This is a genomic window from Streptomyces sp. NPDC006332, from assembly GCF_040612855.1.
Taxonomy (GTDB): Bacteria; Actinomycetota; Actinomycetes; order Streptomycetales; family Streptomycetaceae; genus Streptomyces.
In genome coordinates, this window is sequence record NZ_JBEXRA010000003.1 from 242623 (window position 1) to 254748 (window position 12126).

Sequence of the window (12126 nt, forward strand, 5' to 3'; positions counted from 1 at the left end):
GTCCGTGATGCCGCCCGGAACCAGGCACGACGGCGGGTCTGATGTTCCTGTCGATCAAGGCACCGGCCGCCGGCGTTCAGCGCGTGATCACCCAGTTCGGCACCCAGGTCCGGGTGGCGTCCTCGTCGCGGGTGATGGCGGCGAGGTGTGCGCGGAGGGTGGCCAGCGCCGGGTGGGGGTTGTCGCGGTGCCAGAGGAGCGAGTGCGGGTAGACGGGCGTCGGGTCGGTCACCGGGATGCGGCGCAGGCCGTGGCCGACAGGCCAGACCAGGCGGGTCTGCTCGGTGGTGAAGGTGGCCAGGGCGGGGGTGTCGGCGACGGTGTCGAGGAGCGCGTCGGAGCCGAAGTTGGGGCCGGTCGCCTCGATGGTGAGGCCGAACTCGGCGGCGAGGTCGTCGTAGTAGGCGGTCCACTCGGTGCCGGGGACGAGGCCGGGCATCCAGATCCGGTGCCCGGGGAGCTCGGCGAGGGTCACCGAGCGGGCGCCCGCCAGCGCGTGGGCGGGGCCGGTGAGCAGCTGGTGCGGCTCGTCGAGCACCCGGACGGACTCGATGTCGTCGGGAAGTGGCCGGCCGGGCGCGGCGACGGCGCGGAAGGACGCGTCGATCGCCCCGGACCGGATGGCTGCGACGGCCGTCTCGACGTCGAACAGCATCACCACGTCGAGCTCGATCTCGGGGTACGCGCGGTGGAAGCCGCGCATGAGGCCCGACGGCGCGACGCGCGAGGCGATCACGTCGACGCGCAGCGGACGGCGGCCGGTTTGTACGGACGCCACCGCGCGCTCGGCCACGCGCAGCAACTCGCGCGCGTGGGGCAGGAACGCCTGTCCGTCGATGGTGAGCTCGGCGCCGCGCGGGGTGCGGGTGAACAGCCGCACCCCGAGGTGGCGCTCCAGCGCGGCGATGCGTTTGGAGACGGCCTGCTGGGTGACCGCCAGCTCGGCGGCGGCCTCCTGGAACTGCCTCGCGTCGGCGGCGGCGACGAAGGTCCGGACGGTGTCGAGATCCATGCGCCTACCCTATGGACACAACCGTCGGTTGTGGCTGGCGGCCCTGGAGTTGTTTGATTCCCAGGTGCGTGGCTCGCTTTGATGATTCCGATCGCGGATCGGTTGTGCGGGGCGAGTGACGGGGGCGTCGGGCATGAGGAGCGGGCACCGGCTGGGAGATCTGTTGGGACCTCGGTTCGGGCCTCGGTTGGGGCGCCGGTTCGGGTGGCTCTGGGGAGCGTACGCGACCAGCACGCTGGGCACGTGGCTCGCCTTCGGCTCGTTTCCGCTGATCGCGATCCAGGTGCTGCACGCCGGACCGGCCGAGGTCGCCGCGCTCGCCTCCATAGGGGCGGCGGTGGGTGCGGCCGTGGCGGTGCCGCTCGGCCCGTGGGTGGAGTTCCGCCGCAAGCGGACGGTGCTGATCGCGATGGACCTGGTGCGGTTCGCGGCGCTGCTGACGATCCCCGCCGCGTTCGCGCTCGGCGCGCTCACCTTCCTTCAGCTCATGGTGGTCTCGGTCGTCGTCGCGGCGGCCGACGTCGCGTTCCGTGCCGCCTCCGGCGCGTACCTGAAGACGCTGCTGCCGGCCGAGGACCTGCTCGTCGCCAACGCCCGGTTCGAGTCCACGGCCTGGACCGCGACGATCATCGGACCGCCCCTGGGAGGCGCGGCGATCGGGCTGCTCGGTCCGGTGGCGACGGTGGTGGCTGACGGGGTCAGCTACCTGCTCTCGGCTCTGGGCATCCGCGCGCTGGGCGGGCACGAGCCGCGGCCCGAGCGCCGGAAGGCCGCGCACCCGCGGGCCGGGGACCTGCTCGACGGCTGGCGGTACATCCTCGCCGACGGGGCGCTGCGCCCGCTGTTCTTCAACACCGCGTTGTTCAACGGTCTGGTGATGGCCGCCCAGCCGTTGCTGGCCGTCCTGATGCTCGGCCCGCTCGGGTTCACACCGTGGCAGTACGGCCTCGCTTTCGCCGCGCCCTCGATCGGCGGGCTGCTCGGCTCGCGCCTGGCCCGGCCGCTCGTCACCCGGTTCGGACAGCACCAGGTCCTGGTCGCGGCCGGGTCGCTGCGCGCGGTCTGGCCCATCGGCCTTGCCCTTCTCGGGCCGGGCACCGCGGGGCTGCTGCTGGTGATGGGCGTCGAGTTCGGACTCATCTTCTGCTGCGGGGTCTTCAACCCCGTCTACGCCACCTACCGCCTCGAGCGCACCGCGACCGACCGGGCCGCCCGCACGCTCTCCGCCTGGCTGGTGACGAACAAGGCCTCGACCGCGCTGCTGACGGCCGTCTGGGGAGCGCTGGGCGGCCTGCTCGGCCCGCGCCCGGCCATCGGTCTGGCCGGCGTGCTCCTGCTGGCGACCCCACTGCTGCTCCCCCGCCGCGCGGCGGCGCATCTCTCCGAGCCGGAACCGGAACCGGAACCCAAGCCCCAGCCCGGACCGGGGCCACGCCGCAGCTGATGGGCCGCCACCGCCGTCGCCCCTCCGACGACGTGCTTGAACGTCTGCCGGTGGCCGTCGAAGAAGGCCGCCAGGACCTGGCCCGGTGACACCCCCGACGCCTATCGTGTCGGGGTGAGCGACGCCAGCGGAGTCGAGATAACCGCCGATGTGCCACGACAGACTCCGCTCCGGCGCAACAAGGGCTTCCGGATGCTGTGGATCGGACAGTTGCTGTCCGACACCGGCACGCAGATCAGCGGGATCGCCTACCCGCTGCTCATTCTGGCCCTGACCCACTCGGTGGTGCTCGCCGGGCTGGTGGGTACGGTCCGGGCGGTTGCCCTGCTCTGCCTGCAACTGCCCGCCGGGGCGCTGTCGGACCGCTTCGACCGGCGGCTGACGATGATCATCTGCGATGTCGTGCGCGCCGTTCTGCTGGCTCTGCTCGGCATCCTGATCGTGCTCGATCTCGCCTCCTGGCCGGTGGTCCTGGCGGTGAGCCTGATCGAGGGGGCCGCCGGTGCCGTCTTCGACCCGTCCGCCGCCGCCGCGCTGCCGGGAATCGTGCCGGACGGGCAGCTCGAGCAGGCGTGGGCCGCCACCGAAGCCCGGGCGTACGGTGCGGGCCTGGCCGGTCCGGCGATCGGCGGGGCGCTGTTCGGGGTGGGCCGAGCCGTCCCGTTTCTGGCCGACGCCTTGTCCTTCGCGGTCTCGTTCAGCTCCGTCAGCCGGATCCGCGGGCGATTCCGCCCGGAGAACGCGGCCGGGCGCACGTCGTTGTGGCGTGAGGTGACCGATGGCCTCAAGCTCGTCTGGCAGGTGCCCGTTCTACGCGCGGCGGTGATCCAGACGCCCCTGGTGAACTTCGCCTTCAGCGGCGTGATCTTCAGCATCACCCTCGCGATGCGACAGGACGGTACCTCCACCGCGGTGATCGGGCTGGTTCAGGCGGCCATCGCAGCCGGCGGGCTGCTCGGCGCCGTGGTCGCACCCCGGCTGCAGGGGCGCACCCGCCTTGCCACCCTGGCCACCACGATCACCCTGGCCGGTGCCCTGCTGTTCGGCGCCGCGGCCTTGCTCATCCCGTCACCGCTGGTGGCGGCGCCGGTCGCGCTGGCGCTGCTGCTCGCGCCGGCCGCGAACGGCGCGCTGGTCGCGGCCGTGCTGCGCAGCGCGCCGGAGGAAATGCGCGGCCGAGTCATCAGCACCGTGATGATGGCGGCCACCGCGCTGGCGGCGCTGGCACCGCTGATCGCCGGCCTGCTCGTCCAGCACGTGTCCGGCGCCTGGGCGGTCGGCGCCTTCGCCGCCACGACCGCCGCCGCGGCCGTGCTGTGCCTGATCCTGCCGGGCTTCCGGAACGCACGGTGATGTACTCGGCCCACAGCCAGTCGGCGCAGCGGCCAACTGGCGTGAAGGCGCGACCGATGAGCGTCAGAGTGGGTTGAGACGCGCCTTGAGCAGGCAGAACTCGTTGCCTTCGGGGTCCGTCAGGACATGCCACTGCTCCTGACCTGTCTGGCCGATGTCGGCCGGGCGGGCACCGAGCTTCAGAAGGCGTTCGAGCTCGGCGTCCTGATCCCGGTCGGTCGGGTTGACGTCGATGTGCAGCCGGGATTTCCCCTTCTCCGGTTCGTCCCTGCGACTGAGAATGATCGTCGGCTGCGGACCACCGAACCCTTCGCGCGGACCGATCTCCAGCGTGCCGTCGTCCTCGCGATCGAGTACGACGAAGTCCAGGACCTCGCACCAGAACCGCGCCAGCCCCTCGGGATCGCGGCAACCGAGCACGAGCTCACTGATACGACATGCCATGACGAAACCTGCTCTCAGTCCGGGAACTGCGGGGACACCAACTCGCGAACACCATGGGCCCCAGCAGTCAAAACAATCCCGCGACGATATCGAACGAGGCGACCGCGGGCGACATGATTTCAAGCCCGCCCAGGCCCGCCCCCCATTCCCCTCTGATCCGGCTCTGCTCCTGTCCGACGGAACAAGAGAACCTAGTGGTGCCAGGCACGCCCGCCGGTGTTGTGGATGAATCGCTGCAGCACCTTGAGGGTGGTCAAGTACTCCTCGTCGGAGACACCCGCGTGCCGTTCCGCCCACAGCTCCTTCTGAAGGGCCGCGGCCTTCTCGTGGAACGCCCTGCCTTCGGCCGTGATGCTCAGTCGTCCCTCGGGATCCTCGGTGATCCAGCCCTGGGCGATGGTCCTGTCGATCTCCCACCCCATGGTTTCCGAGCCGGTGTCGAGGTAGTTCCTGAAGAGACGGGTCAGTTCGTCGCGGGTGTGAAGGGTGTCGGCGCGTGCGACCCGAGCGAGGACCCACCACTGCGGCTGGGTGGTGCCGATCTGCGCCAGTGCGCCCCCGGTGCGGGTGACGACGGCCTTGAAGGCGGCCCAACTCCAGTAGCCAATGGGTTGCTGGATCAGTTCGGCGTCGTTGTGCGAGTAATCCACTGCCGGTCCCTCCGTGACTTCTGGTTCGACACGACCGACCGTAGAAGCTCAACTGGACTTGAGGTCAAGGCACTTCGCCTGCGTTCTACCTCGGCCCACGCCAGTCCAGACAGAGCACGGTGGCGTCGTCTCTCACGTGGCCGTCGCAGGCGTCGGTGACGGCGGCGACCAGAGTGCGTACGACCTCGCGCGGGTGCTCAGCGGCTGTGGCACGGATGATGTCGGGCAGGTCCACCGTTTCCGCTTGGCGTTCTTGCATGCCGTCGGTGTAGAGCACGAGGCGGTCACCGGGGCGCAGGTCGATGTCCTGCACGTGGTACGGGCCCTGCCCGACGACACCGAAGGGAAGATTCACGGCCAGGTGCAGTTCATCGACCGTGCCGTCGCGCAGCCGTAGCGGCCAGGGGTGGCCGGCGTTGACGAGCTCGGCACGGGTCCCGTCCAGGGCGATGCGGACCATCTGGCCGGTGGCGAAGGTCCGTCGGCCGTGGTCGAGGAGGGCCTGGTGGGTCTGACGAGCCTGCTCTGCAAGGTCTTTGCCGGCGCGGCGGGCGCCGCGGGAGGCGTTGACCAGGAGGGTGGCCATGAGCGAGGCGTCGACGTCGTGGCCCATGGCGTCGGTGACGGACAGGTGCAGGGCGTCGTGGTCGAGGGAGTAGTCGTAGGTGTCACCGGCGATGTCGGAGGCCGGCACCAGGGCGCCGGCGAGGGCGAATTCGGCGGCGTCGCAGGAAGAGGCCGAGGGCAGGAGCTGGCGCTGGATCTCCGCGGCCAGGCTGACCGAGTGGGTGCGATTGCCCCAGTGGTAGAGGTCGGTGAACCGGCGGTCGGTGACGATGATGTACGCCAGCGCGTGCGCGGCCTCTTCGATCTGATCCAGCACGTCCTGCGTGGCCTGGGCGAGGAACAACTCCAGGACACCGATGGTGTCACCGCGGTTCGTCACGGGGGCGAGTACCCGCTGCCCCTGCTCGTCCTCCGGCATTATCACCAGCTTCTGGGTGTGCAGGACCTCGTCGTAGACGCTGCCGGCGAGGGGGACCTGTTCGGCGCGGCGCTCCTGTTGCGTAGTCACTTTCTCGCTGACGCGCAGCAGTCGTCGGCCTACTACGTCGACGAACAGGAACGACACATATCGCGCACCGAACCGGTCGCGCAGGTTGCGCGCCACCACGTCGAGGGAGCCCACCGGCGCGGCGTCTTCCGCCGCCGTCAGTACCTCAGCCAAACCGATCCGATCCCGCGCCACATCCGCCTCCTTGAGTTACGGACTCTCCTTCCCGCCGAAAGGACCGACATGGCCGGTGCGACGCATGCCACAGCACGTACGCGCCCCGCGAGACCCGGTTACCGTCCCCCACGCCGTCCTGCGGTTGCTGCACTGCGGCGGGCGATGGTGTGGCGCGGCCCGCCCGGTCGCCGACCTGGCAAGATGGCGGCATGGAACGTGTGCTGGGAATCGGTGGATACTTCATGCGGGCCTCTGACCCGGCGGCCCTGGGCGCGTGGTATCGCGAGTGCCTGGGCCTGGACGCCGACGAGAACGGTCTGTGGCACCAGGGCGCCGGACCGACGGTGTTCGCGACGTTCGAGTCCGAGACCGACTATCTCGGGTCCCGCGCACAGCACACCATGCTCAACTTCCGCGTCCGCGACCTCGATGCGATGCTCGCGCAACTGCGTGCCAAGGGAGCGGACGTGGCCACCGAGACGCAGGACATGGCGGGTGTCGGCCGATTCGGCTGGGTCACCGATCCGGAGGGCAACCGGGTCGAGCTGTGGCAGCCCGCCTGACCGCCGAAGTGGGCCTTTGAGACAGTGGGACCCACCTCGACATCCTCGTCGGCCCGCGGCTCGCCGATGGCCAACTCACGGGCTTCACCCGCGTGTTGCTCGCCCAACCTTCCCGGCAACTGATTCGCCCCCGACGACCTGCGTCACGCCGTCACCTCGCCCCTCCAGGACGGCCCTGCAGGGCGGCCTGCAGGGCGACCTGCACAGGCGGATGATCCGTGCGGAAGGTCATGTCGTCGATTCGGCGGCGCGGCGGTATTCGGCGTTGATGCGCTGGGCTTCTTCAAGCTGGTCTTCGAGGATGATGATGCGGCAGGCGGCCTCGATGGGGGTGCCCTGATCGACGAGTTCCCGGGCGCGGGCGGCGATGCGCAGTTGGTAGCGGGAGTAGCGGCGGTGGCCGCCCTCGGACCGCAGCGGGGTGATGAGGCGGGTTTCCCCGATGGCACGGAGGAAGCCCTGGGTGGTGCCGAGGATTTCCGCGGCCCGGCCCATCGTGTAGGCGGGGTAGTCGTCGTCGTCGAGACGGCCGTACGTGTCGTCTGCTGTCATCGCACCTCTCTGTGGCACGCGTCGAGGGGTCCTGGTGCTTGTGGCACCAGGACCCCGAAGGAACTGCTAGACCATCTGCCGGCCTTGTTGCTGCGCCGGCTCCCTGTTTCCGCTGACCCGACCGAGATGCTGTCGGGGTCGCGGGGATCGCGGTTGCTTGACCGGAGACCACCTCACTATCGATGTCCTGCGGTACCCGGGCTCACGGTTTCAGCCCGGGCGATCCTGATGGCGCGGGTTCCTCCGTTCTTTCCTCGGTGCTCACGTACTTTGCGGGGTACTGCGTACTGCTGGGTACTGCGAACTGCACTTGCGGGTACTGCCACTTCGGGTACTGCTGACCGGCAGTTCGTTTCTGCCAGGTCCTGCTGTCTCTCTGGGTTACGAGAGAAACCATAACCATGCCAGCGCCCAATGTCTACTCTGGGCGGCATAGATTTCCGTGTGTCCGGCGGTGGGGAAATCGTGCCCGAACGGTGACGGGGCACCCCGAGGTCGATCAGCCCGCCATCCGGGTGAGCGCGGCCTCACCCGAGTGGACGGCGCGGCACCTGACTCATGAGGAGGCGGGCGGCGGCTCGGTACGGGCCTCGGGCGCGGCAGGGGTGCGGCGCTGGAAGGTCGCGTAGAGAAGCCACAGGGAGGGGACCAACAGGGCTGCTCCGACGGCCAACGCAATCAGACATGCCCACAGCACGGACCTGCTCGAGGCAGCTTGATCGACTGTGGTGCTGCCGACGAGCATGGCGGGGTATTGCGCCGCGCCCCAGGCCCACAGGATCGCGGCGACTGCCAGCGCCGCGGCGGGGCGTGACGCCACGTACCGGCGCCTGTTGAGCAGGACGAGGCCGGCGACGCCCGCGACGATGCTGAGGATGACGAGGGGCAGGGCGCGGTGGGTCAGACCGTGGAAGAGCTCGGGGGCGTCGGCGTGCAGGACGGCGATGCCGGCGCAGGCCACGGTTCCGCCGGCCAGGCCGCTGATCGTGGCGCGGTGCGCGAAGGCCGAGGCGAGCGTGGTCCGGCCGTCACGGGTGGCGTCGGCGCACAGGTATACCGCGGCGAGGTGTGCGCAGGTGAGGACGGCAAGGACGCCGCCGAGGACCGAGGTGGGGTTGAGCCAGCTCGTGATGACGTCGCCTCCGGCGATGCCGGGCGGGACCCGGCCGGAGGCGACCCCGCCGGCCACGGCGCCGAGGAAGAACGGGGTGATCAGCGAGGAGAGGGCGAAGCAGGCGCCGAACAGGCGCTGTTGCCACAGCTCGCTGCTGGCCTTGCGGAAGGCGAAGGCGGCCCCGCGGGCGATGATGCCCAGCGCCGCGAGAGTGAGCGGCAGGTAGAGCGTGGACATCACGGCGGCGAAGACGGGTGAGAAGGCGGACCACAGCAGCACGATCACGAAGATCAGCCAGACGTGATTGGCCTCCCAGACCGGCCCGATGGAGTGCTCGATGAGATGGCGCTGTGCCTGCCCCCGTCGGGTTCCGCCGGCGAGCAGATCCCACACACCGGCGCCGAAATCCGCGCCGCCGAAGAGGGCGTAGCAGGTGAGGCCCACCCACATGACAGCAAGAGCCGTGTCCGCGAGCACGGTCACCTCCAGTGGTACCGACGTGAACGGGGCGAGGGTGGTCTGTACGAGGGGCTATACGACGGGGTAGCTCTCGACGTCCTCCTCCTGCGGCGCCATCGGCACGGCCGTGTTCTTGACCAGGCGGCGCAGGACGTACACCGTCGCGACGGTCATGGCGGCGTAGACGACCAGGACCAGCCACAGACCGGTCATGAGGCCGGGAGCCGGATTGACGGCGTCCCGCACCGTCATGATCCCGTAGACGATCCAGGGTTGCCGCCCGAGTTCGGTGACACACCAGCCGCTCTCCAGCGCGACGACCGAGGCGGGACCGCTCAGGGCGGCCAGCCCCAGGAAGAGGCGGGAGCCGCGCCGGTCGAGCAGTTCGCCGTCCCTGCGGCGCCCGTGCCACCACGACACCAGCAGCCAGACCCCGAGGGCCAGCAGGAAGAACCCGATGCCCACCATCAGGTCGAACGCCCAGTGCACCCCGGTCACCGCCGGCCACTGGCTGCGCGGCACCTTGTCCAGGCCCTGGACGACCGTGCCGGGGTGGTACCCGACCAGCAGGGAGAGCCCGCTCGGGACCTCCAGCCCGTAGCGCAGGGAGTCGTCGAGGGCGACGCCTCCGAGGGTGAGCGGGACGTGGGAGCCGGTGGTGTAGACGCCCTCCATGGCCGCCAGCTTGGTCGGCTGGTACTCGGCCAGAAACCGGGCGGCCCAGTCGCCCACGTAAATCTGGAAGGGGGTCACCACCGCTCCGAGCGCGAAGGGGATGCCGAAGCCGGCCTTGTGGTACGCGTCCCGGCGGCCCCGGAGCAGGGCGACCGCGTAGACCGAAGCGGTGAGGAAGGAGGCCACCATGAACGCGGCCAGAATCATGTGCACGGTCTGCGGCGGGCTTGCCGGGTTCAGCATGGCCGCCCACGGGTCCACGCCGATGACCCGGCCGTCGCGCAGCGTGAAGCCGCGGGGCTGGTTCATCCAGGCGTTGGCGCAGACGACGAAGAACGCCGAGGCGACGCCGGCCACCACGATCGGCAGGCCGGTGAGCAGATGCCGCTTGGGCGGCAGCCGGTCCCAGGCGTAGAGGTAGATGCCCAGGAAGATCGCCTCGATGAAGAAGGCGATGCCCTCCAGCGCGAAGGGCAAGCCGAGCACCTGCCCGTACGTTCCCATCAGGCCGGGCCACAACAGCCCCATCTCGAAGCTGAGAATCGTGCCGGAGACAGCGCCGACCGCGAACAGCACCCCCATCGCGCGGGCCCATCGACGCGCCAGCAGGCGGTGTACGGGTTTGCCGGTACGGATGCCGTACCACTCCGCGATCAACGTCAGCGCCGGCAGCCCCACCCCGAGGCAGGCCACGACGATGTGCCAGGCCAGCGAAAACCCCATCTGCGCGCGGGCCGCGGCAAGGTCACCTTCGGACACCGTGTCCGCGGCCAGGACGGCGATCGGCCAGGGAGCGGAAGTCAACTGGTCGAACACAGGCACAAGTCGCTCCCCGAGGTGGACGTGGGACGAGGCACGGCTTGCGGAGGGGCGTCGGAGGGCCCTTCCGCAGGGGTGGCGGCCCTGGGGCCTCTCGTCTGATCACGCCAAGAACACGCCCGTCAGCCGACGACGACGCTATAGCTGTCAGCGGGGAGGGCGGGGGTAGCCACGCGGACCACTCGATGAAGGCGGTTGTGTTCCTCACCCTCGTGCCGTCGCTCAGGCGACGGCTGGGCGCGCGTCCGGGGCTCTCGGCACCCGCTGGGCCCAACCGCCCAGCGAAGGGTTCCGTCCTTCGTCGCTGCGGCTCTCTTCGTGGGCGGGGCAGGGCGCGCCGGGAGCGGCGCGGGTCAGGCCTGGTCCCTCCGCGACGTCCGCGCGGTGGAACCCCGCCGCCAGGGCCTGGGCGCGGGCGGCTTCGCACGACCGTCTGCCCCTGCGAGCAGCGCGCCGGCTCCTCTTCCGTCTGCCGGGCTTCCCGGCATGGACGGTGATTCAGCGCCGAACGGGCGACCGCGCAGGTCGCGCCGTCGCCGTTCGCGTCGGCGCCTTTACGGGGAGACCCTCACTACCTGTCATGCAGTCGGCAGGTACGGCTGGTCGGCATGGTCTGTGCCGAGCAGCTCGGCTGCCTGGTGCTGCGTATGATCGGCGGCCATCTGGGCCTCGGCCACCACGTCGCCTCGTTCACGGACCAAGTCCTCGTAGATGGGGACGTGATCGCTTCCGCTGGGAGCAGGTGTCACAGCACTGTTCCTTCCGATGTCGTGCTCATTCCGGCTTGGGTGATTGCCAGTAATTCCGTCAGGCCCGGTTGAGCCGGGCGGCAATCCCATGACCGATCAGCAAATATATGACGGCCGGGAGACCATAATTGAGGACAACACGTAGGCCGTCTGTGTCCATGGTGAAAATATCCTGTGCCCACCCGGACAACCAGTCCGCAGTTCCTCGCACGAACTCCACAAATGTGTTGGCCTGGTTGGCGTCGAGCAGGTAGAGCACGATCCACAGGCCCAGCACACCGGCCGCGATGTCAGCGATCGTGCAGATCGCAAGGGCTGCCCGCCGTGTCCCGGCCTGGTAGCGCGTGGCGTGGTCGGGCCTCGGGGGCTGGTCGTAGGGCTGATATCCGGAAACCGGGTCGGTGCTGTTCACAGTAAATCCGATCTGGCATGCGCTTTGTCGGCAGGTCGTCCCGGAACCGAGATTCAGCTTCGGCCAGTGACCCTTTCCGCCTACTTCTGCGCCCTGCGGGGGCCATCGTGTTACACCCGCACCAGCGGAGGCCTAAATATGGCTTCCTATCCGGCGACTTACCGAAATGTTCGCTGGGAGGCATTTTGCGAACCGCACGGACGAAGCTGTCCTGCGGGTGTTGGAGGACGGCCGACAGGCGCAGAGCAGGCTGACGGTGCCGTGTCCGAACCGGGGCCTGAGGCGGGGCGTGGTGGTGGGAGGTCGGCGCATACGCCGAGCGGCGGCGGTTGAAGGACGTACCGCGTCTGCCGTCTTGTGTCGCGATCACACTGCCGCCAGGGGCGGGTGCGCGGATCGGGGCGGCCACGGAGCGGGCAGGCGACCGGGGGGAGGGCACCTGCCCGCACCGTGGGCAAGACCCGCTCACGGGGGAAGAGCGGGTCTTGCGAAGGGCCGTGGTCATGGCCCTACTGGTCATAGCGCAGCGGGCCCCGCAAGTGTCACAGCCCCGAAGCGGTTCTCCGTCGTGCTCACCCTCGCGGCACTCCGTGTGTCGGGCATCGGGAGGCTGCGCACCGTGTGCACCGGCGGTGTCCGGGTATACGCA

11 protein-coding genes are annotated in these 12126 nt (G+C 69.8%); 3 read left to right on the plus strand and 8 right to left on the minus strand.

Features of this window, described 5'->3' with window-relative positions; all coding sequences use genetic code 11:
* Positions 1-76: 76 nt before the first annotated feature.
* Entirely contained in the window at positions 77-1012 is a 936-nt protein-coding gene (locus ABZ027_RS04830; protein ID WP_356764360.1) for a LysR family transcriptional regulator, read from the minus strand.
* 133 nt (positions 1013-1145) lie between these two features.
* On the opposite strand from ABZ027_RS04830, the gene ABZ027_RS04835 reads away from it, so the two are divergent.
* Together ABZ027_RS04835 and ABZ027_RS04840 are read left to right on the plus strand one after the other, a co-directional pair.
* Positions 1146-2456, plus strand: a complete 1311-nt coding sequence (locus ABZ027_RS04835) for an MFS transporter (protein WP_356764362.1) — start codon at positions 1146-1148, stop codon at positions 2454-2456.
* Positions 2457-2570: 114 nt separating this feature from the next.
* On the plus strand, positions 2571-3809 hold the full coding sequence (locus ABZ027_RS04840; protein WP_356764364.1) for an MFS transporter: 1239 nt from the start codon (positions 2571-2573) through the stop codon (positions 3807-3809).
* 63 nt (positions 3810-3872) lie between these two features.
* Here ABZ027_RS04840 and ABZ027_RS04845 read toward each other — a convergent pair whose 3' ends face one another.
* The 3 genes from ABZ027_RS04845 to ABZ027_RS04855 form a co-directional block, all read right to left on the minus strand.
* On the minus strand, positions 3873-4253 hold the full coding sequence (locus ABZ027_RS04845; RefSeq protein WP_356764366.1) for a VOC family protein: 381 nt from the start codon (positions 4251-4253) through the stop codon (positions 3873-3875).
* 191 nt (positions 4254-4444) lie between these two features.
* A complete protein-coding gene (locus ABZ027_RS04850) occupies positions 4445-4903 on the minus strand; it encodes a MarR family winged helix-turn-helix transcriptional regulator (protein WP_356764368.1) in 459 nt (152 codons plus the stop codon).
* Positions 4904-4988: 85 nt separating this feature from the next.
* Positions 4989-6152 (minus strand): PP2C family protein-serine/threonine phosphatase, encoded by a 1164-nt coding sequence (locus ABZ027_RS04855; RefSeq protein ID WP_356764370.1) that lies wholly within the window; start codon positions 6150-6152, stop codon positions 4989-4991.
* A gap of 191 nt (positions 6153-6343) precedes the next feature.
* Between ABZ027_RS04855 and ABZ027_RS04860 the strand changes: the two genes are divergently transcribed.
* Entirely contained in the window at positions 6344-6697 is a 354-nt protein-coding gene (locus ABZ027_RS04860) for a VOC family protein (RefSeq protein ID WP_356764372.1), read from the plus strand.
* 228 nt (positions 6698-6925) lie between these two features.
* Here ABZ027_RS04860 and ABZ027_RS04865 read toward each other — a convergent pair whose 3' ends face one another.
* The 4 genes from ABZ027_RS04865 to ABZ027_RS04880 form a co-directional block, all read right to left on the minus strand.
* Positions 6926-7249: a MerR family transcriptional regulator gene (locus ABZ027_RS04865; RefSeq protein ID WP_356764374.1), complete on the minus strand. Its 324-nt coding sequence runs from the start codon at positions 7247-7249 to the stop codon at positions 6926-6928.
* A 556-nt stretch (positions 7250-7805) separates the two neighbouring features.
* Positions 7806-8840: a cytochrome d ubiquinol oxidase subunit II gene (locus ABZ027_RS04870; protein WP_356764375.1), complete on the minus strand. Its 1035-nt coding sequence runs from the start codon at positions 8838-8840 to the stop codon at positions 7806-7808.
* Between the two features lie 54 nt (positions 8841-8894).
* On the minus strand, positions 8895-10313 hold the full coding sequence (locus ABZ027_RS04875; RefSeq protein ID WP_356764449.1) for a cytochrome ubiquinol oxidase subunit I: 1419 nt from the start codon (positions 10311-10313) through the stop codon (positions 8895-8897).
* Positions 10314-11123: 810 nt separating this feature from the next.
* Entirely contained in the window at positions 11124-11477 is a 354-nt protein-coding gene (locus ABZ027_RS04880) for a hypothetical protein (RefSeq protein ID WP_356764377.1), read from the minus strand.
* Positions 11478-12126: the final 649 nt, after the last annotated feature.